Source organism: Enterobacter sp. 50588862 (assembly GCF_001462935.1).
Taxonomy (GTDB): domain Bacteria; phylum Pseudomonadota; class Gammaproteobacteria; order Enterobacterales; family Enterobacteriaceae; genus Enterobacter; species Enterobacter bugandensis.
In genome coordinates, this window is sequence record NZ_LNHM01000018.1 from 24,751 (window position 1) to 46,185 (window position 21,435).

The window sequence follows — 21,435 nt, forward strand, 5'->3', positions numbered from 1 at the left end:
CGAATTACGTAGAGGATTCAAGATGGCTACTGGAAAGATTGTCCAGGTAATCGGCGCCGTGGTGGACGTCGAGTTCCCTCAGGACGCCGTACCACGCGTGTACGACGCGCTTGAGGTACAGAATGGTAACGAGAGCCTGGTGCTGGAAGTTCAGCAGCAGCTCGGCGGCGGTATCGTGCGTACCATCGCCATGGGTTCTTCCGACGGTCTGCGTCGTGGTCTGGAAGTCAAAGACCTTGAGCACCCGATCGAAGTCCCGGTAGGTAAAGCAACGCTGGGTCGTATCATGAACGTATTGGGTCAGCCAATCGACATGAAAGGCGACATCGGTGAAGAAGAGCGTTGGGCTATCCACCGCGCGGCACCTTCCTACGAAGAGCTGTCCAGCTCTCAGGAACTGCTGGAAACCGGCATCAAAGTTATCGACCTGATGTGTCCGTTTGCGAAGGGCGGTAAAGTTGGTCTGTTCGGTGGTGCGGGTGTAGGTAAAACCGTAAACATGATGGAGCTGATCCGTAACATCGCGATCGAGCACTCCGGTTACTCCGTGTTTGCGGGCGTAGGTGAACGTACTCGTGAGGGTAACGACTTCTACCACGAAATGACCGACTCCAACGTTCTGGACAAAGTATCCCTGGTTTACGGCCAGATGAACGAGCCACCAGGAAACCGTCTGCGCGTTGCGCTGACCGGCTTGACAATGGCTGAGAAATTCCGTGACGAAGGTCGTGACGTTCTGCTGTTCGTTGATAACATCTACCGTTACACCCTGGCCGGTACTGAAGTATCTGCACTGCTGGGTCGTATGCCTTCAGCGGTAGGTTATCAGCCTACGCTTGCGGAAGAGATGGGTGTTCTTCAGGAACGTATCACCTCTACCAAAACCGGTTCTATCACCTCCGTTCAGGCGGTATACGTACCTGCGGATGACTTGACTGACCCATCTCCAGCAACCACCTTTGCGCACTTAGACGCAACCGTGGTACTGAGCCGTCAGATCGCGTCTCTGGGTATCTACCCGGCTGTTGACCCGCTGGACTCCACCAGCCGTCAGCTGGATCCACTGGTTGTTGGTCAGGAACACTACGACACCGCGCGTGGCGTACAGTCCCTGCTGCAGCGTTACCAGGAACTGAAAGACATCATCGCCATCCTGGGTATGGATGAACTGTCTGAAGAAGACAAACTGGTGGTAGCACGTGCGCGTAAGATCCAGCGCTTCCTGTCCCAGCCGTTCTTCGTTGCGGAAGTATTCACCGGTTCTCCGGGTAAATACGTTTCCCTGAAAGACACCATCCGTGGCTTTAAAGGCATCATGGAAGGCGAATACGATCACCTGCCAGAGCAGGCGTTCTACATGGTTGGTTCCATCGAAGAAGCCGTGGAAAAAGCCAAAAAACTTTAACGCCTTAATCGGAGGGTGATATGGCAATGACTTACCACCTGGACGTCGTCAGCGCAGAGCAACAAATGTTCTCTGGTCTGGTCGAGAAAATCCAGGTAACGGGCAGTGAAGGTGAACTGGGTATTTTCCCGGGTCACGCACCGCTGCTCACCGCCATTAAGCCTGGTATGATCCGCATCGTTAAACAGTTCGGTCACGAAGAGTTTATCTATCTGTCCGGCGGCATTCTTGAAGTGCAGCCTGGCAGTGTGACCGTTCTGGCCGATACCGCTATTCGTGGCCAGGATCTCGACGAAGCGCGAGCCCTGGAATCGAAGCGTAAGGCTGAAGAGCACATTAGCAGCTCTCATGGTGACGTGGATTACGCTCAGGCGTCTGCGGAGCTGGCCAAAGCGATCGCGAAACTGCGCGTTATCGAGTTGACCAAAAAAGCGATGTAACACCGGCTTGAAAAGCACAAAAGCCAGTCTGGATACCAGGCTGGCTTTTTTTTTCATCCTTAATTCATGATGAAAAAGATGTAGAATTTTAGGCATCAAACGTTTTTACTTCTCACTCAAACTACCGTCAGGATGCGTATGTCAAACAGTGCGATGAGCGTGGTGATCCTTGCCGCTGGCAAAGGTACCCGCATGTATTCCGATCTGCCTAAAGTGCTCCACACGCTGGCAGGAAAGCCAATGGTGCAGCATGTCATTGATGCAGCGAATGAACTGGGTGCCCGTCAGGTTCACCTGGTCTACGGCCACGGCGGCGATCTGCTTAAAAAGACGCTGAGCGATGATGCGCTCAACTGGGTGCTTCAGGCTGAACAGCTGGGTACCGGTCATGCGATGCAACAGGCTGCGCCGTTCTTTGCCGATGACGAAGATATTCTGATGCTTTACGGCGACGTTCCACTGATCTCCGTTGAAACGCTGACTAGCCTGCGTGCAGCCAAGCCGCAGGGCGGCATCGGTTTATTGACCGTTGTGCTGGACGATCCAACGGGCTATGGCCGTATCACGCGTGAAAACGGCAACGTTACGGGTATCGTTGAACATAAAGATGCCAGTGATGAACAGCGCAAAATTCAGGAGATCAACACCGGCATCCTGATTGCCAATGGTGCGGACATGAAGCGCTGGCTCTCTCAGCTCGACAACAATAACGCGCAAGGTGAGTACTACATCACCGACATCATTGCGATGGCGTATCACGAAGGGCGTGAGATCGCCGCCGTTCATCCGGCGCGCATCAGCGAAACGGACGGTGTGAATAACCGCCTGCAGCTTTCCCGTCTTGAGCGTATTTATCAGTCCGAGCAGGCAGAGAAGCTGCTGCTTGCTGGCGTCATGCTGCGCGATCCGGCGCGTTTCGATTTGCGCGGCACCGTGTCTCACGGGCGCGATGTTGAGATCGATACTAACGTTATTCTTGAAGGCAACGTCACGCTGGGCAACCGCGTCAAAATTGGCGCCGGCTGCGTGATTAAAAACAGCGTCATCGGTGACGACTGCGAAATCAGCCCGTACAGCGTGGTGGAAGATGCTCATCTTGAAGCCGCGTGTACCATCGGCCCGTTTGCGCGTCTGCGCCCGGGTGCTGAGCTGCTGGAAGGCGCGCACGTGGGCAACTTCGTGGAAATGAAAAAAGCGCGTCTGGGTAAAGGCTCCAAAGCGGGTCATTTAACCTATCTGGGCGACGCGGAGATTGGCGATAACGTGAACATTGGTGCAGGAACCATTACCTGTAACTATGACGGCGCCAATAAGTTTAAAACCATCATCGGCGATGACGTGTTCGTGGGCTCGGACACGCAGCTGGTGGCACCGGTTACCGTGGGTAACGGCGTGACCATTGCCGCCGGCACGACCGTCACGCGCGACGTAGCGGATAACGAGCTGGTGTTAAGCCGCGTGCCGCAGGTACACAAGCAGGGCTGGAAACGCCCGGTGAAGAAAAAGTAACAACAAGGCGGGTGGCGCTACGCTTACCCGCCCTACGATGGAGTAGGCCTGATAAGGCGTAGCCGTCATCAGGCAAACCCGGGAGAGGAGATAAATATATATCTCCCCCCACAAGCAGTACCCATAAAAATAACCCCACTCTCTACAAGGCTCGGGGCGCCCGGAAAGGGTAAATACAGGTCAGCGACAACGCAGGCATAATGCCTAAATTCGGAATCTAAAATATGTGTGGAATTGTTGGCGCAGTTGCGCAGCGTGATATTGCTGAAATCCTTCTCGAAGGTTTACGTCGTCTGGAATACCGTGGTTACGACTCTGCCGGTCTGGCTGTCGTGGATGCAGAAGGGCATATGACCCGTCTGCGTCGTCTCGGTAAAGTGCAGATGCTGGCCCAGGCTGCGGAAGAACATCCGCTGCACGGTGGTACCGGTATCGCGCACACCCGCTGGGCGACGCACGGCGAACCGTCTGAAGGTAACGCGCACCCGCATGTGTCTGAACACATCGTGGTGGTGCATAACGGCATTATCGAAAACCACGAACCGCTGCGCGAAGAACTGAAAGCGCGCGGCTATACCTTCGTCTCTGAAACCGACACCGAAGTGATTGCTCACCTGGTGCACTGGGAGCTGGCAAAGGGCGGTACGCTGCGTGATGCGGTGCTGCGCGCTATCCCTCAGCTGCGCGGTGCGTATGGTACGGTGATCATGGACTCCCGCGATCCATCTACCCTGCTGGCCGCGCGTTCCGGTAGCCCGATGGTTATCGGTCTGGGCATGGGTGAAAATTTTATCGCCTCCGATCAGCTGGCGCTCCTGCCGGTCACCCGTCGCTTTATCTTCCTGGAAGAGGGCGATATCGCGGAAGTGACGCGCCGCAGCGTGACCGTCTTCGACACCAAAGGCGAGCAGGTGAAGCGTCAGGAGATCGAATCTAACCTGCAGTACGACGCGGGCGACAAAGGCGCTTACCGTCACTACATGCAGAAAGAGATCTACGAGCAGCCGAACGCTATCAAAAACACTCTGACCGGGCGCATCAGCCACGGCGAGGTGGATCTGAGCGAGCTGGGGGCAAACGCCAACGAACTGCTCGGCAAGGTTGAACATATTCAGATCGTAGCCTGCGGTACCTCATATAACTCCGGTATGGTCTCTCGCTACTGGTTTGAATCCCTGGCGGGTGTGCCGTGCGACGTGGAAATCGCATCTGAGTTCCGCTATCGCAAGTCTGCGGTGCGTCGTAACAGCCTGATGATCACCCTTTCCCAGTCCGGCGAAACGGCGGATACGCTGGCAGCGCTGCGTCTGTCTAAGGAATTGGGTTATCTGGGCTCGCTGGCCATCTGTAACGTCCCGGGCTCATCCCTGGTGCGTGAGTCCGATCTGGCGCTGATGACCAAAGCGGGTACCGAAATCGGCGTGGCCTCCACCAAAGCGTTTACCACTCAGCTGACCGTTCTGCTGATGCTGGTGGCGAAGCTGGCGCGTCTGAAAGGCGAAGATGCTTCCGTTGAGCACGACATCGTTCACGGTCTCCAGGCGCTGCCGAGCCGTATTGAGCAGATGCTGTCTCAGGACAAACGCATTGAAGCGCTGGCGGAAGACTTCTCTGACAAACATCACGCGCTGTTCCTGGGGCGTGGCGATCAGTATCCGATCGCGCTGGAAGGCGCACTGAAGCTGAAAGAGATCTCCTACATCCACGCTGAAGCCTACGCGGCAGGCGAGCTGAAACACGGCCCACTGGCGCTGATTGATGCGGATATGCCGGTCATCGTTGTGGCACCTAACAACGAACTGCTGGAAAAACTGAAATCCAACATCGAAGAAGTACGCGCCCGCGGCGGTGTCCTGTACGTCTTCGCCGACAAGGATGCCGGTTTTGTCAGCAACGACAACATGCACATCATTGAGATGCCACATGTGGAAGAGGTGATTGCACCGATCTTCTACACCGTTCCGCTGCAACTGCTGGCCTATCACGTGGCGCTGATCAAAGGCACCGACGTTGACCAGCCGCGTAACCTGGCGAAATCGGTTACGGTGGAATAATAGTCCGTTTATTTTCGATAAAGCCTTAGCGCCATGCTAAGGCTTTTTTATTTATATATAAATATAATCTGAAAAACAAACCCCGTTTTTTCTTCTCATACACGCTTATTGTAAACTTAAATTTATACGAAATAATATTGATTCGGGCCTGGTGTTTTATTCGTTTATTATATTATTCCTCCTTACATAATAACTCCTTTAAAAATATAATTTTATTTCTTGCTGAGTTTAATTTTATTTGTATTATATCGGCCGAACGCAGGTTCCATGATTTATTTAAATCATGAATGTAATAGATGGATTTATTAATTTAATGGCGGAGTACTATGAAACGTAATATTTTTACAGGGATTTTGGCGTTATCTTCACTGTTTTTAGCGAATCAGGTTATCGCATCTGACGGTATTGTACACTTCCGTGGCGAAGTGGTGGATACCACATGTGAAGTCACTTCAGATACGGCTGGGCAGACGGTGAATATCGGTAAGGTGGGTAAAACTGCTTTCACGGGTATTGACTCTACGGCATCGGTAAAAGATTTTCATATCCGACTGGATAAATGCCCAACCACATACACTCAGGCTGCCGTTCGCTTTGATGGTACGGAAGATAAGGACACTATCGGCAAGGGCTATCTTGCCATCGGTACGCCTGTTGCAGGTGAAACGGGGACCGACGGTACCTTCACCGGTGGGGATACCGCTGTCACAGCAACGGGGGTAGCGATTAAACTGTACAACCTGAAGGACGATACTGCTGTCCCGCTGTACGGCAATTCTGCTTATAGCCCCATCACCGCAGGCAAAGCCGATTTAGGGTTTAAAGCGAAATATGTGCAGACCCTGGCTACGGTCACGCCGGGTACGGCTAACGCTGATTCTCAATTTACTATTGAATATTTGAAATAATATCACCCCGCACACTCTGTTGAGCCTGATGGTTGCCCTTTTTCTGCCAGGCTCTTTATATAAAGGATTATTTCGTGATAAGAGTGTTATTCGGCGTACTCATGACGCTGTGGCTGGTCTTTTTTTCATGTTTTTCAACCGCGGGCATCATTATTGGTGGAACGCGTATTATATATTCCAGTGATAAATCCGATGCGACCATTTCGGTTCGTAACAATGATAATACGCTGCCCTATTTGATTCAGACATGGGTTGATCCCTTCGAAAGTCGCGATCGCTCTTCACCGCCTTTCACCGTTATTCCTCCGGTTTCCCGGCTTGAGCCACAGCAGGAAAAAATTCTGCGGATTATGAAAGTCAAAGGGGCACTGCCTGACGATCGCGAATCCGTCTTTTGGCTGAACGTAAAAAATATTCCGCCTTCGGGTAACAGCCCAAACCGGCTGGAAATCGCCATCAAAACGCGCATCAAACTCTTCTGGCGTCCGGCTGCGCTCAAGGTCACACCGGAAGCCGCCGCGCCAAAAGTCACCTGGCATACCGAAGGCGGTTTTTTGGTTGTGCATAACCCCAGCGCCATTCACATCAACGTTATGAATGTGACGGTCGACGGGAAGGATGTGCCTTTGAATATTATCCGCCCGTTTGAAACCCTGCGTCTTCCGCTGCCTGCGGGAACGTCCGGTCATAACATGGTCTGGCGCTACGTCAATGACTACGGCGGCATCAGTAACACTATTGCGCTTACCCTCTGATCATCGGGATATCCTGGCAAATGGCCTCCTCACCGCTCGTAAAACTCCTGATGATCTCAGGGATATTCTTTTCTGCTGCGAAAATGTCTGCGGCAAACGATCTGTTTAATCCCGCCTTGCTGGAGATCGATCACCCCGTTGATGTGGACATCAGCCAGTTCAACCGGGCAAACAGCCTGCCTGCCGGGGATTACAAGGTCGATATTTTTGTTAACGGTAAGCGTATTGAACAACGCGTCGTGACGTTTGTTCAGGATAATGCAAAGGCGGAAATCACCCCCTGTTTTGTGGATGCGAAAAGCGTCCTGGCCTCCTTTGGCGTAAAAGTTGAAGCGGTAAAGGCGCTGGCAGAGATCGACGAGAAGCAGTGTATCCGTCCTGCGGCGGTGATAGAGGGGGCGACCTCGACGTTTAATACGGATGAACTGGCCCTCAATCTGACCATCCCGCAGATTTATATTGATGCCGCTGCCCATGATGCGATAAGCCCTTCCCGCTGGGATGAAGGCATTAACGCATTGATGGTGAATTATGATTTTTCAGGCTCTGAAACGCTTCGCGACGATGACGGTGATGACGAGGCGTTTTACTACCTCAACCTGCGCAACGGGATAAACGTGGGGGCATGGCGCCTTCGCAACTACAGCATCCTCAATATCAGCAACGGGCAGTCAGCCTATGACACTATAAGCACCTACGCCGAGCGGAATATTGCCGCGCTTCGTAGCCAGGTGATGATTGGAGATACGTTTACCGCCAGCGATGTGTTTGACAGCACGCAGCTTCGCGGCGTGCGGCTCTACACCGATAACGACATGCTTCCCGCCAGCCAGAACGGGTTTGCTCCGGTGGTTCGCGGCGTGGCGAAAAGTAACGCCACCGTCATCGTCAGGCAGAATGGATACGTTATTTATCAATCTGCCGTTCCGCCGGGCGCCTTTTCGCTGACCGATCTTAATACTACCCACTCAGGCGGCGATCTGGATGTCACCATCAAAGAAGAGGACGGCAGCGAACAACGCTTCACGCAGCCCTATGCGTCGTTAGCCATACTGAAGCGCGAGGGACAGACCGATGTGGATATCAGCGCAGGTGAGTTGCGTGACCAACATGCCTTCACGCCGGACGTGTTTCAGGCTCAGCTGCTGCGCGGTCTGCCGTGGGGATTAACGCTGTATGGCGGCATGCAGCTGGCGCAGGATTATCGCGCCGCTGCGCTCGGGGTCGGCAAGGATATGGGGTCGCTGGGCGCACTCTCCTTTGACGTCACCCACGCAGCCGCCTGGTTCGACGAGAACGACAATGAACAGGGACAGTCCTATCGTTTCCTCTATTCAAAACGCTTTGATGATACCGACACGACGCTCCGGCTGGTGGGTTATCGGTACTCGACGGAAGGGTACTACACGCTGAATGAGTGGGCTTCACGCCAGAATAAGCAAAGCGATTTCTGGGTAACCGGTAACCGGCGCAGCAGGCTGGAAGGTACGTGGACCCAAACTTTCGGCGAAGGTATGGGCAACCTCTATCTGACGTTGAGCCGCCAGCAGTACTGGAAGACGGACGCTGTCGAACGACTGGTGCAATTCGGCTACAGCAACAGCTGGCGATCTATCTCCTGGAACCTCTCCTGGAACTATTCGGATTCTGCCACCACTTCCAGCGGCCGCCAGGATGCCGATAACGCCTCCTCTGAAAGCGAGCAGATCTTCATGTTTTCCGTATCGGTTCCGCTATCCGGCTCGCTCAGCAACAGCTACGTCTCGTATAGCGCGACGCAAAATAACCACGGTAAAGGGATGCATCAGGTTGGCGTAAACGGTACGGCGCTCGAAGGACATAACCTCTCTTATAACATTCACCAATCCTGGGATGCTGATGAACGAGAGAGCAACGGCAGTGCAGGACTTGGGTATGACGGAACATACGGCTCGGTGAATGCCAGCTATGACTATAGCCGGGAATCAGAGCGCCTTAACTATGGTGTGAAAGGTGGCATTCTGGCGCACAGCGAAGGGATCACTTTTTCTCAGGAACTGGGTGAGACCGTCGCGCTGATTAAAGCCCCCGGAGCCGCCGGTCTTGAGCTGGAAAACGCCGGTGGCATCGCCACTGACTGGCGGGGCTACACCGTCCAGACGCAGCTCAACCCCTACGATGAAAACCGTGTCGCTTTCGACAGCGATTACTTCGCCAAAGCCAACGTCGAGCTTGATAACAGCGTCCTTACCCTGGTGCCCACGCGTGGCGCCGTGGTGAAGGCTGAATTTGTTACGCACGTAGGCTATCGCATCTTGTTTAACGTTCGTCAGGCGAATGGACAACCCGTCCCCTTTGGCGCGATGGCGTCCGCGGAGCTTGAGTCCGGCAGCGTGACCGGCATTGTCGGAGATAACGGCGATGTCTACCTTTCCGGTATGCCGGAAGAAGGTACGTTTTCACTGAACTGGGGAAAGGGAAATGCCAGTCGCTGCACGGTGAATTACCACATTAACAAGCCGACAGGTGTCGAGCTGGTTCAGACAACGGCAGTTTGCCAACAGGGATAGCGCAATGAAATTCGGTTCGAAAAGGCTGTTTGTTGTAATGACGCTTTTGTTCAGTACATGGAGCAATGCTGCGCTTGCGGGGGATGGGATCTGCCATGCAGTAGGTGGAACCTATCTCTACAATCTGAATGTGAATAATCAGCAAATACCGGCTGATAAAAATAAAGCGGGTATGGAGATAAGAGATCTGGAGACCCTAACGTCCCCCACGACCTATAAAGTTGAATGTAATTGCCTGACGCGCTATACCACCGTCTTTCGAGAGATTTACTATACGGCCACTTCGCCTCTGAACGTCGATACGACGAGAAACGGTTATACCTACTACAGACTGAATGACAACTTGAGTATTGCCTCCTCGATTCATGTATTGGGACGTAACTTTATTCCCGTACCCTTTTCTGCGGAACCAAATCGCGTAACCTCCGGTATGTACTGCTATGCGGATGGCGAAGAAGGCAACCAGGCGATACTGGATACGGGATCGGAGATCAAGCTGTCATTTCTGGTTAACAAACCTTTTATCGGCAAGGTCACGGTACCCGGCACGATCGTCGCGGATCTGTACGGCGGAATAAACACACAATCCTCTTTGGCGAGTACCGAAAAGCTGGCAGAAATCCGTATTTCGGGTGATATCGTCGCACCGCAAAGCTGTGAGATTGCGTCGGGGCAGTCGCTGGAAATCGATTTTGGTAAAATTCCTTCTACGGCGTTTTCTGCGGTGCAGGGCACGCCCGTTTCCAGCCACAAGGTGACCAAAACCATCCTCGTCCAGTGCACCGGAATTAGGGATGAAAATATCGTCTACTCTTCCCTTCATGCCGATCCGGTTGACTCCAGCGCGACAATGATGAAAGTCAACGGTAATGATGATGTCGGGATTGTCATTTATGACAAGGCCGACCGCGCGGTGAATGTGAACGGCGGCAGCATGAGTATGGACAGGGGGCCGAACAATCAGGGGGCAGAAACCAACTCGCTGACGTTTTCCGCGGCGCCAGCCAGTGCGACAGGCGCTCAGCCCAGGCCGGGGACCTTTGACGCCTACGCCACCATCACGCTGGAGATCGCCAACTGAATAAACACAGGGGCGAAATGTTTCCGCCCCTGTTACATATTACAGTCATTGTCATTTTTTCCATTCTGAACCACACTTCCTTTCATCATGATGCTTTAGTGAAAAATAAAATCATGTGTTTATTCATGAGGTTAACGTGCAGGCATGCATTGTCATAAAACTGTCATATTTCGTACATTTATCTGTCACCTGTTTGTCCTATTTTGCTCATCGTAGCCACTTAAACAATGATTTACGAAATCCTTGCAGGAGACATTATGAAAGTTATGCGTACCACTGTCGCAACTGTTGTCGCCGCGACCTTATCCATGAGCGCTTTCTCTGTATTCGCAGCAGCAAGCCTGACAGGTGCCGGTGCAACCTTCCCTGCGCCGGTGTATGCCAAATGGGCGGATACCTACCAGAAGGAAACCGGCAACAAGGTTAACTATCAGGGTATCGGCTCCTCCGGTGGCGTTAAACAAATTACCGCGAATACCGTTGATTTCGGCGCATCTGACGCTCCGCTGTCAGATGAGAAACTGAATCAGGAAGGCCTGTTCCAGTTCCCGACCGTGATCGGCGGCGTTGTGCTGGCCGTTAACATCCCTGGCCTGAAATCAGGCGAGCTGGTGCTGGACGGCAAAACCCTGGGTGACATCTACCTGGGCAAAATCAAAAAATGGGATGACGAAGCCATCACCAAACTGAACCCGGGCGTTAAGCTGCCTTCGCAGAACATTGCTGTGGTTCGTCGTGCTGATGGTTCCGGTACCTCCTTCGTGTTCACCAGCTACCTGGCAAAAGTGAACGAAGAGTGGAAATCGAAAGTCGGCTCCGGCTCTACCGTTAACTGGCCAACCGGTCTGGGCGGTAAAGGTAACGACGGCATCGCTGCCTTCGTACAGCGTCTGCCTGGCTCTATCGGTTACGTAGAATACGCTTACGCTAAGCAGAACAACCTGGCTTACACCAAACTGGTTTCTGCTGACGGCAAACCGGTTAGCCCAACTGAAGAGAACTTCGCTAACGCAGCGAAAGGCGCTGACTGGAGCAAATCCTTCGCACAGGATCTGACTAACCAGAAAGGCGACAACGCGTGGCCAATCACTTCTACAACGTTCATTCTGATTCACAAAGATCAGAAGAAACCAGAGCAAGGTACTGAAGTGCTGAAGTTCTTTGACTGGGCATACAAAAACGGCGGCAAACAGGCTAACGACCTGGATTACGCCAGCCTGCCAGACAGCGTGGTTGAGCAGATTCGTGCTGCATGGAAAACCAACGTGAAAGACAGCAGCGGTAAAGCATTGTATTAATTTAGCATTCTGACGAAAATGGCGGGTGGCGCTTGCGCTTACCCGCCGATTTCGTAAACGCGTTTAACAGAAGAGTGATTTATGGCTGCAACCAAGCCTGCATTTAACCCTCCGGGTAAAAAAGGTGACATGATTTTCGGCGCGCTGGTCAAACTGGCTGCGCTGATTGTGCTATTGCTGCTGGGCGGCATTATCGTGTCTCTGATTTTCTCCTCCTGGCCGAGCATTCAGAAATTCGGTTTCTCCTTCCTGTGGACCAAAGAGTGGGACGCGCCGAACGATATCTACGGTGCGCTGGTGCCGATTTACGGTACGCTGGTGACCTCGTTCATCGCCCTGCTGATTGCGGTTCCGGTAAGCTTCGGTATTGCGCTGTTCCTGACGGAACTGGCGCCGGGCTGGCTGCGTCGCCCGCTGGGTATTGCCATTGAACTGCTGGCGGCCATCCCAAGTATCGTATACGGCATGTGGGGCCTGTTTATCTTTGCGCCGCTGTTTGCCACGTACTTCCAGGAGCCGGTAGGTAATGTTCTCTCCGCCGTTCCGTTTGTGGGAGCCCTGTTCTCTGGCCCGGCATTCGGTATCGGTATTCTGGCGGCAGGTGTGATCCTCGCCATCATGATTATTCCGTACATTGCGGCGGTAATGCGCGATGTCTTCGAACAAACCCCGGTGATGATGAAAGAGTCGGCCTACGGCATCGGCTGTACCACCTGGGAAGTTATCTGGCGCATTGTCCTTCCGTTCACCAAAAATGGGGTGATCGGCGGCGTAATGCTGGGCTTAGGTCGCGCGCTGGGTGAAACGATGGCGGTCACCTTTATCATCGGTAACACCTACCAGCTCGACAGCGCTTCACTCTATATGCCGGGTAACAGTATTACCTCCGCGCTGGCAAACGAATTTGCCGAAGCGGAATCCGGGCTTCACGTCGCAGCGCTGATGGAACTGGGTCTGATTCTGTTCGTTATCACCTTCATTGTTCTGGCGATTTCCAAGCTGATGATCTTGCGTCTCGCGAAAAATGAGGGGGCACGCTGATGGCAACTCTCGAAATGCAAAGCACCGCTCAGCTTGCCGAATCCCGCCGCAAAATGCAGGCGAAGCGTCGTTTTAAAAACCGCATTGCGCTGACGCTTTCCATGGCAACGATGGCATTCGGCCTGTTCTGGCTGATCTGGATCCTGATGTCCACCATCACCCGTGGTATTGATGGAATGTCTCTGGCGCTGTTCACCGAGATGACGCCGCCGCCAAATACGGCGGGTGGTGGTCTGGCGAACGCCCTGGCGGGCAGCGGCCTGCTGATCCTGTGGGCGACCGTTTTCGGTACGCCGCTGGGCATCATGGCCGGCATCTACCTGGCCGAGTACGGGCGTAAATCCTGGCTGGCAGAGGTGATTCGCTTCATTAACGACATCCTGCTTTCCGCTCCGTCGATTGTCGTGGGCCTGTTTGTTTACACCATTGTAGTCGCGCAAATGGAACACTTCTCCGGCTGGGCAGGCGTAATTGCGCTGGCGCTGCTGCAGGTGCCTATCGTCATTCGTACCACCGAAAACATGCTGAAACTGGTGCCGGATAGCCTGCGTGAAGCAGCTTACGCGCTGGGTACGCCGAAATGGAAAATGATTTCTGCGATCACCCTCAAAGCGTCGGTCTCCGGGATCATGACCGGTATCCTGCTGGCTATCGCCCGTATTGCCGGTGAAACGGCACCGCTGCTGTTTACTGCCCTCTCCAACCAGTTCTGGAGCACGGACATGATGCAGCCGATCGCCAACCTGCCGGTGACGATCTTTAAATTTGCGATGAGCCCATTCGCGGAATGGCAGCAGCTGGCCTGGGCCGGGGTGCTGATCATCACCCTTTGCGTACTGTTGCTGAACATTCTGGCGCGCGTCATTTTCGCGAAGAAGAAACACGGTTAATTTTTTACGGCGCGGCAGCTCGCGGCGTCGAATGAGGAAATGAGTCAATGAGTATGGTTGATACTGCCCCGGGTAAGATTCAGGTTCGTGATTTGAACTTCTACTACGGCAAATTCCATGCCCTGAAGAACATCAACCTGGATATCGCGAAGAACCAGGTCACGGCATTCATCGGTCCGTCTGGCTGTGGCAAGTCCACGCTGCTGCGTACCTTTAACAAAATGTATTCGCTCTATCCGGAGCAGCGCGCTGAAGGTGAAATTATCCTGGATGGCGAAAACATTCTGACCCAGGCCCAGGATATCGCCCTGCTGCGTGCCAAAGTGGGGATGGTGTTCCAGAAACCGACGCCGTTCCCGATGTCCATCTATGACAACATCGCGTTTGGCGTTCGCCTGTTTGAGAAGCTCTCCCGTGCGGACATGGACGAGCGCGTGCAGTGGGCATTGACCAAGGCCGCATTATGGAACGAAACCAAAGATAAACTTCATCAGAGCGGGTACTCTCTCTCCGGTGGTCAACAGCAGCGTCTGTGCATTGCGCGCGGTATCGCCATTCGCCCGGAAGTGTTGCTGCTGGATGAACCATGTTCAGCGCTGGACCCGATCTCAACCGGCCGTATTGAAGAGCTGATCACCGAGCTGAAGCAGGATTACACCGTGGTTATCGTGACCCACAACATGCAGCAGGCTGCGCGTTGCTCAGATCACACGGCGTTTATGTACCTGGGCGAGTTGATCGAGTTCAGCGATACGGACGCGCTGTTCACCCGGCCCGCGAAGAAACAAACCGAAGATTATATTACTGGCCGCTACGGTTGATTTGCCTTAGTGCATGTGGAGAAACCATGGACAACCTCAATCTTAATAAACACATTTCAGGCCAGTTCAACGCAGAGCTGGAAAGTATTCGCACGCAGGTGATGACCATGGGTGGCATGGTCGAGCAGCAGCTTTCTGATGCGATTACGGCAATGCATAACCAGGACAGCGAGCTGGCGAAGCGCGTCATCGAAGGCGACCATAACGTCAACATGATGGAAGTGGCGATCGACGAAGCCTGCGTGCGTATTATCGCCAAGCGTCAGCCGACCGCGAGCGACCTGCGTCTGGTAATGGCGATCATTAAAACCATCGCCGAGCTGGAACGTATTGGTGACGTGGCGGATAAAATCTGCCGCACCGCGCTGGAGAAGTTTTCCCAGCAGCATCAGCCGCTGCTGGTGAGCCTGGAGTCGCTGGGCCGCCACACCGTGCAGATGCTGCACGACGTGCTGGATGCCTTTGCGCGTATGGATCTGGACGAAGCGGTTCGTATCTACCGTGAAGACAAGAAAGTCGACCAGGAGTATGAAGGCATTGTGCGTCAGCTGATGACCTACATGATGGAAGATTCCCGTACCATCCCAAGCGTGTTGACGGCCCTGTTCTGCGCGCGCTCTATCGAGCGTATCGGCGACCGCTGCCAGAACATTTGCGAATATATTTTCTACTTCGTGAAGGGTCAGGACTTCCGTCACGTGGGCGGCGACGAGCTGGACAAGCTGCTGGCGGGTAAAGATCCGAAAGAGTGATGTTTGTGGCGGGTGGCGCTGGCGCTTACCCGCCCTACGTTAGCTTAACGCGTAATATCCCACCCGCGTGCCTTCCACAACTCTGGCAATTGCGCCAGATCGGTAAAGGTCGTCACTTTTGGATGATCGATCGGCTTGTTGTGCGGATCGGCACAGAAGTAAAACACCTCCATCCCCGCATCAATCCCCGACTGGGCGCCCGCAGGCGAGTCATCCACCAGAATGCAGTTCTCCACGTTGACGTTCATCGCCTTCGCCGCGTGGAACATCAGCGCCGGATCGGGCTTCCAGCGCTGGATATCGTAGCCGCTGAACAGTTTTTCCGGAAAGTGGTGCAGCATTTCAAGCTTGCCCAGTGAATGCTGCATTTTGCTGACCGGACCGTTGGAAACTACGCAGATTGGCACCGTCATCGCATCCAGCAGCGCGTTAGCCCCGGCAATAACTTCCAGTTCTGAGTCAAAGAGGCGTGCGACCTCGGCGCGGTACACCGGTTCCAGCTCCGCTTTCGCCAGATCCACCCCGTGCTCTTCGTTAATGATGTCGATGATCTCGTACAGCTTCACGCCCTTAAAGCGTTTGAACACCTCTTCGAGATCGAGCGTAATGCCAAATTCCTGGAACATGGCGACATACGCGCGGGAACAAATGACCTCACTGTCGACCAGCGTACCGTCACAGTCGAAAAATACCGCTTCAATTCCGGACATGCCCTTCCCTTTTAACAAGTTTAACGTTTACGTACGACACATTTACGAGACGCAATCGTTGCCGTATAAGCATAATCAATGAAAAAAGTATCCCGTAACCGCCACTATTGTCGCATTTTGGTATAGGATAGCGACGAATTTTCCCTCCTTGTTCGGAAATTGATGATGAGTCAACAACACACAACCCAGACATCTGGTCAGGGTCTGCTTGAGCGCGTATTCAAACTGCGCGAGCACGGCACAACGGCACGCACCGAAGTGATCGCCGGTTTCACCACCTTCCTGACGATGGTCTATATCGTTTTTGTGAACCCGCAAATTCTGGGCGTCGCTGGCATGGACACCAGCGCCGTCTTTGTTACCACCTGTCTGATCGCGGCCCTTGGCAGCATCCTGATGGGCGTTTTCGCTAACCTGCCTGTGGCGCTGGCACCCGCTATGGGCCTGAATGCGTTCTTCGCGTTCGTGGTGGTTCAGGCGATGGGCCTGCCGTGGCAGGTTGGTATGGGCGCTATCTTCTGGGGTGCGGTCGGCCTGCTGCTGCTGACCATCTTCCGCGTCCGCTACTGGATGATTGCCAATATCCCGGTGAGCCTGCGCGTGGGTATCACCAGCGGTATCGGTCTGTTCATCGGCATGATGGGTCTGAAAAACGCCGGTGTGATCGTGGCGAACCCGGAAACGCTGGTGAGCATCGGTAACCTGACCTCGCACAGTGTGCTGCTGGGCGTGCTGGGCTTCTTCATCATCGCGATCCTGGCGTCGCGCAACATCCACGCTGCGGTGCTGGTTTCTATCATTGTGACGACGCTTCTGGGCTGGATGCTTGGCGACGTTCACTACAAGGGAATCGTCTCGGCGCCACCGAGCGTCTCTACCGTTGTTGGTCACGTTGACCTGGCGGGTTCCCTGAACCTGGGCCTGGCGGGCGTGATCTTCTCCTTCATGCTGGTCAACCTGTTTGACTCCTCCGGTACGCTGATCGGCGTGACGGACAAAGCGGGTCTGGCTGACGAGAAAGGCAAATTCCCGCGCATGAAGCAGGCGCTGTATGTGGACAGCATCTCTTCCGTCGCGGGTTCTTTCATCGGCACCTCATCTGTTACCGCTTACATTGAATCCTCTTCCGGCGTTTCTGTGGGTGGCCGTACCGGCCTGACGGCGGTGGTGGTGGGTATCCTGTTCCTGCTGGTGATCTTCCTCTCTCCGCTGGCGGGTATGGTTCCACCGTATGCGGCTGCCGGCGCGCTGATTTACGTGGGCGTGCTGATGACCTCGAGCCTGGCGCGCGTGAAGTGGGAAGATTTAACCGAAGCGGTGCCGGCCTTTATTACCGCCGTGATGATGCCGTTCAGCTTCTCGATCACCGAAGGTATCGCGCTGGGCTTTATCTCTTACTGCGTAATGAAGATCGGTACCGGCCGCTTCCGCGAACTCAGCCCGTGCGTGATTATCGTTGCGCTGCTGTTTGTGTTGAAGATTGTGTTTATTGACGCCAAATAAACAGTAAGCCCTTTTCTTCGAAAAGGGCTTTAGTGTTTGTTCCCTCTCCCCGTGGGAGAGGGTCAGGGTGAGGGCATCAGGCCGCAATTATCTTACGCCTTCACCCGCTTAATATAATCCCCGAACGCGGTCAGCTGGCCAGAGAGATGGTCACGCGTGCTCTGATCCACCACTTCACCCGTCTGCGGGTCGACCTTGTTTTGAATCACACCGCCCATAAATTCCGGCTTGTTCATCACCATCGCATCCAGGAACACCAGGATCTGACGCAGGTGGTACTGGCAGCGTGCGCCACCAATCGCGCCCATTGAGCTGGTCTGGATCAGCACCGGTTTGCCAGACAGCGGCTGCTCCGGTAAACGGGATAACCAGTCAATCGCGTTCTTCAGGCCACCCGGAACCGAGTAGTTATACTCCGGCGTAACAATGACCACACCGTCGGCCTGGCGGATCTGCTCGGCTATCGCCTCCACGCTCTGCGGAAACCCTTCTTCTTGCTGAACGTCAGCATCATACAGCGGGATATCGCCAATAGATGGCAGGGCGCTAATTTCCATACCAGCCGGGGCCAGCTGCGGCAGCGTGCGGGCAACCATTCCGTTAAATGAACCTTTGCGCAGGCTTCCCAGTAACGTAACTACTTTCAACGTATCAGACATGATTACTCCTGTTTCATCATGATGACCCTGATTGGATCAGCTATGGGTAAATGCTTTTTCTGCCGGTAAACTGGTTAAACGCATCAGACGCGCGGCGGGCTCGTTGGCGCGCTCGGGCACATCAGGAAGGCTACGCCATCCCTGTTGGCTGTCAAATTCCCAGATTTTCATGCGTTCGATGGCCGGGGTGACGGCAATGGACCAGATCAACACGTCCTCAGCATCGCTGAGCGCTTCAACCAGCGTGGCTCTCGTGGCGCGCAGGCGTCCTGATCCTGGCAGCAGTTGCAACAGACTGGCATCGTCAGACGCACATCCACAGAGCTTACGAATGCTCTGACGCAGGGTAATGAGTTGGGCTCTGGCTTCAACAGGATCGTTTTGATTGCGTACCCACAGCTTTTCATTGCTGGAGAGCGGGTAGTCGTTATGCGCGTTAGCACCGTGGAAGCTCCGCGTCGCACGCTGAAGCTCCATATCCAGCCCGCAATCCCCTTCGGTGGTCAGCGCCACGCCAATGATATTGCCCGTATAGGCAATGGAAAAACGGGGGAGTTCCGGGTCAGCAAAGACCGGGCGGCCTTCTGGTTGCGTGACGATCTCCGGCAGTTCGCTGGTGCCGTACAGCATAAACAGCAGTTCTGCGAGAAGTGCTCTCGAGGCTAAAAACCGCGTCCTGCGGTGTTCGGGGAGTTTGAGCGCCTCACTGTGACAGGCTGAAGAGAGTCTGGCCGATACGAGACGTCCTTCTGTAAGTATCCCTCTTGCAAAGTGCGTTGCCATTTTTCGCTCCTTGATAATGGTCGTAATCGGTTAAACGGTTACATGATTATCGCTTAACTTGGCTCCTGTTTTAATCAGTAAATCGGAGTAAGAGAAGCCTGAAGGCCGAACTTTACATTTTCTTAGGCAAAAATTGGATCGCTGCCACCGTACAACGCCTTGATGGTCTCCCGCAGCCAGAGGATTTTCGGATTATGGCTGTTCCGTTTATGCCAGATCAGCGTGAAGGGAACGGTCAGCTTTTCAGCCTGCGCTTCGTCAATGGGAATAGGAAGCGCGATCAGCTTCCGCTGGTGGAGTTCATTGTAGTGGCGACAGTAGTGGGGAGCCGTGGCGATATAGTTATGGCCGGGCTGCGCCGCCATAAACATCGACTGCTCAAAGCCCGGCAAACACATGGCAATGTTTCTCTCCCGCCCCATCTCTTTTAGCACCTCATCCAGCGCCCAGGTGTCGCTCCGTTCCCAGAAGATACTGATATGGGGATAGCGCAGGAAGGTCTCCAGATTCCACTCCTCCTGCAAAGCGGGGTGGTCCTCACGCAAATAGACGTATGGACGGTCGCTAAACAGGATTTCGTAGTCGATAAACCACGGCATCAGCTTCAGCAGTTCACGCGAGCGCGGGTGGGTTTCGCGACCGGTGAAGCCAACGTCCACTTCCCCGCGCGTAATGGCGTCCAGCGAGTCGTAATCCCAGTGACGCATCTTCACCGTGGCCTGCGGATAACGCTGGTTCACCTGCTCAAGCAGGGCGTTAAAGCGGATGAGCATCAGCGGCGTTTCGGCGGCCAGCACAAACGTCAGCCCGCCAGGCGAATCATGGTGAGATTTATCGAGGATCTGGTTGCCGATCTGCATCCAGTCGGCCAAATCCTGCTCCAGGCTGACCGTCAGCGGCGTAGGCAGCAGCCCTAACGGCGTTTTGACAAACAGAGGGTCGTCAAACCAGTCGCGCAGCCTGGCCAGCGATTTACTCACCGCCGACGGCGTCACGTTCATCCGCTTTGCGGCTTTGGTGACGCTGCGCTCCTGCAGCAAAAGCTGCAGGCAAAGCAACAGGTTAAGATCGAGACTGCTGATGGGCTTCTTCATACTGTGCCGCGGGCTGGATGACCATAAGTAAGGTGATGCAGACTATGCTACAGCCAATCAGAATCCCGATCAGCATATTGAGCGCGTTAAGTCCGATGACTGCCGCCAGCCATATCCACAGAGACGAGCCGCAGACCTGCGCGATCCCCAGCACCGAGCTTGCCACGCCTGCCCGCAGCGAGAACGGGCCGAGCGCCTGACTCATCGCCACGCCAAAGCCAACCGAGAACCCGGCACAGATGAGCGTAATGCCCACCAGCATCAGCGCATGCGAGCTGGTGGTTGCCAGAACCACACCTGCGGCGAGAAACAGTACCTGCGAGGTCAGCATCAGCGTGCGCTGGCGGAAGAGATTCAGCGCGAAGGGGGTAGAAAATGAGACGGCCATACTGACCATAGCGGTTAATGCCATTACCGTGGAATACTCACCGCGATCGAAACCCATGGTCTCCATCAGCAACACCGGGGAAACGTTTACATACGTCAGGATCACCGCCACGCTTAACGTGGTTACGGCCAGACGGCTGAGGAAAAAGCGATTGAGAAGTTTCTCTGCCGGATGAATGGTCGCGGTATGGCTGGGATTCTGCGATCCCGGGTGGGTCTCTTTCAGTACGGCGATCGACAACACAAAGACCAGGGCGCCCATTGCAGCCATGGTCCAGAACAAGCTCTGCCACGGGAATTTCAGCATGATCAGATAGCCTACAACCGGTGCCAGCACCGGAATGATGCAGGTTATCCCGTTCAGCATGGAGAGCACTTTAGCACGGCGCTGGGCGCTTAAGGTGTCGCGCAAAATGGCAAACGCCACCACGTAACAGCCGCCGGCACCAATGCCCTGGATGAACCGTCCTGCCAGGAACAAGGTACTGTTCTGTGCCTGTGAGCAGAGAAGAGAGGCCAGGGCAAAGATGATGGCTCCGGTAATTGCGACGGGCTGACGGCCAGCCTTATCCGCGATCTTCCCGGCAAAGACCATCGACGACGCCATTCCTGCGAGGTAGGCCGAAAACGCGATATGCAGCTGCGCTTCGCTGGCACCCAGATCGCGGGCGATGTGCGGTAATCCCACCAGATACATATCAATACCCGACGGATAAAGCAGAACTAATGCGAAACTACAAAACAGAAAACGCGCCATAAACCCCCCATAAATGCAGGCATGCAGAATAGGGGGTGA

Annotated in this window: 19 protein-coding genes; 14 read left to right on the top strand and 5 right to left on the bottom strand. The window is 54.3% G+C overall.

The window, feature by feature from the left end; all coding sequences use genetic code 11:
* The first annotated feature begins 22 nt into the window (after positions 1–22).
* From atpD to phoU, 13 genes are all read left to right on the top strand, one after another.
* Positions 23–1,405: a F0F1 ATP synthase subunit beta gene (gene atpD, locus APT89_RS06810; protein ID WP_003862362.1), complete on the top strand. Its 1,383-nt coding sequence runs from the start codon at positions 23–25 to the stop codon at positions 1,403–1,405.
* 20 nt (positions 1,406–1,425) lie between these two features.
* The gene (locus tag APT89_RS06815; protein WP_006177560.1) at positions 1,426–1,845 is read left to right on the top strand and encodes a F0F1 ATP synthase subunit epsilon; all 420 of its coding nucleotides are present in this window, start codon (positions 1,426–1,428) and stop codon (positions 1,843–1,845) included.
* Positions 1,846–1,983: 138 nt separating this feature from the next.
* Positions 1,984–3,354 carry a bifunctional UDP-N-acetylglucosamine diphosphorylase/glucosamine-1-phosphate N-acetyltransferase GlmU gene (gene glmU, locus APT89_RS06820; RefSeq protein ID WP_060571960.1) on the top strand — a complete coding sequence of 457 codons (1,371 nt, stop codon included), beginning with the start codon at positions 1,984–1,986 and terminating at the stop codon, positions 3,352–3,354.
* A 224-nt stretch (positions 3,355–3,578) separates the two neighbouring features.
* Positions 3,579–5,408: a glutamine--fructose-6-phosphate transaminase (isomerizing) gene (gene glmS / locus APT89_RS06825; protein WP_041911745.1), complete on the top strand. Its 1,830-nt coding sequence runs from the start codon at positions 3,579–3,581 to the stop codon at positions 5,406–5,408.
* A gap of 326 nt (positions 5,409–5,734) precedes the next feature.
* A complete protein-coding gene (locus tag APT89_RS06830; protein ID WP_041911744.1) occupies positions 5,735–6,316 on the top strand; it encodes a chaperone-usher fimbrial major subunit in 582 nt (193 codons plus the stop codon).
* A gap of 74 nt (positions 6,317–6,390) precedes the next feature.
* Positions 6,391–7,071, top strand: a complete 681-nt coding sequence (locus APT89_RS06835; protein ID WP_406584991.1) for a fimbrial chaperone — start codon at positions 6,391–6,393, stop codon at positions 7,069–7,071.
* Positions 7,072–7,091: 20 nt separating this feature from the next.
* On the top strand, positions 7,092–9,620 hold the full coding sequence (locus APT89_RS06840) for a fimbria/pilus outer membrane usher protein (RefSeq protein WP_060571962.1): 2,529 nt from the start codon (positions 7,092–7,094) through the stop codon (positions 9,618–9,620).
* A 4-nt stretch (positions 9,621–9,624) separates the two neighbouring features.
* On the top strand, positions 9,625–10,701 hold the full coding sequence (gene stgD / locus APT89_RS06845) for a fimbrial protein StgD (protein WP_082132709.1): 1,077 nt from the start codon (positions 9,625–9,627) through the stop codon (positions 10,699–10,701).
* Positions 10,702–10,958: 257 nt separating this feature from the next.
* Positions 10,959–11,999, top strand: a complete 1,041-nt coding sequence (gene pstS / locus APT89_RS06850) for a phosphate ABC transporter substrate-binding protein PstS (protein ID WP_041911742.1) — start codon at positions 10,959–10,961, stop codon at positions 11,997–11,999.
* An 81-nt stretch (positions 12,000–12,080) separates the two neighbouring features.
* A complete protein-coding gene (gene pstC, locus APT89_RS06855; RefSeq protein ID WP_028014924.1) occupies positions 12,081–13,040 on the top strand; it encodes a phosphate ABC transporter permease PstC in 960 nt (319 codons plus the stop codon).
* Positions 13,040–13,930: a phosphate ABC transporter permease PstA gene (gene pstA, locus APT89_RS06860; protein ID WP_014881893.1), complete on the top strand. Its 891-nt coding sequence runs from the start codon at positions 13,040–13,042 to the stop codon at positions 13,928–13,930. The genes pstC and pstA overlap by 1 nt, the downstream gene beginning before the upstream one ends.
* Positions 13,931–13,977: 47 nt before the next feature.
* Complete coding sequence (gene pstB / locus APT89_RS06865) at positions 13,978–14,751, top strand: phosphate ABC transporter ATP-binding protein PstB (protein ID WP_010426574.1); 774 nt, start codon at positions 13,978–13,980, stop codon at positions 14,749–14,751.
* Between the two features lie 26 nt (positions 14,752–14,777).
* Positions 14,778–15,503 carry a phosphate signaling complex protein PhoU gene (phoU, locus tag APT89_RS06870; RefSeq protein WP_003861153.1) on the top strand — a complete coding sequence of 242 codons (726 nt, stop codon included), beginning with the start codon at positions 14,778–14,780 and terminating at the stop codon, positions 15,501–15,503.
* Positions 15,504–15,547: 44 nt separating this feature from the next.
* Here phoU and yieH read toward each other — a convergent pair whose 3' ends face one another.
* On the bottom strand, positions 15,548–16,213 hold the full coding sequence (yieH, locus tag APT89_RS06875; RefSeq protein ID WP_045630884.1) for a 6-phosphogluconate phosphatase: 666 nt from the start codon (positions 16,211–16,213) through the stop codon (positions 15,548–15,550).
* Between the two features lie 165 nt (positions 16,214–16,378).
* Here yieH and adeP point away from each other — a divergent pair, with 165 nt between their 5' ends.
* On the top strand, positions 16,379–17,716 hold the full coding sequence (gene adeP / locus APT89_RS06880; protein WP_157846186.1) for an adenine permease AdeP: 1,338 nt from the start codon (positions 16,379–16,381) through the stop codon (positions 17,714–17,716).
* Between the two features lie 92 nt (positions 17,717–17,808).
* Here adeP and APT89_RS06885 read toward each other — a convergent pair whose 3' ends face one another.
* The 4 genes from APT89_RS06885 to APT89_RS06900 form a co-directional block, all read right to left on the bottom strand.
* Positions 17,809–18,375, bottom strand: coding sequence for an NADPH-dependent FMN reductase (locus tag APT89_RS06885; protein ID WP_003861147.1), 567 nt, complete (start codon positions 18,373–18,375; stop codon positions 17,809–17,811).
* Between the two features lie 36 nt (positions 18,376–18,411).
* Complete coding sequence (locus tag APT89_RS06890) at positions 18,412–19,158, bottom strand: 4'-phosphopantetheinyl transferase family protein (RefSeq protein WP_041911737.1); 747 nt, start codon at positions 19,156–19,158, stop codon at positions 18,412–18,414.
* Between the two features lie 122 nt (positions 19,159–19,280).
* A complete protein-coding gene (yidZ, locus tag APT89_RS06895; protein ID WP_028014928.1) occupies positions 19,281–20,252 on the bottom strand; it encodes an HTH-type transcriptional regulator YidZ in 972 nt (323 codons plus the stop codon).
* Entirely contained in the window at positions 20,221–21,396 is a 1,176-nt protein-coding gene (locus tag APT89_RS06900; protein ID WP_041911736.1) for an MFS transporter, read from the bottom strand. Before APT89_RS06900 ends, yidZ begins: the two co-directional genes overlap by 32 nt.
* Positions 21,397–21,435: the final 39 nt, after the last annotated feature.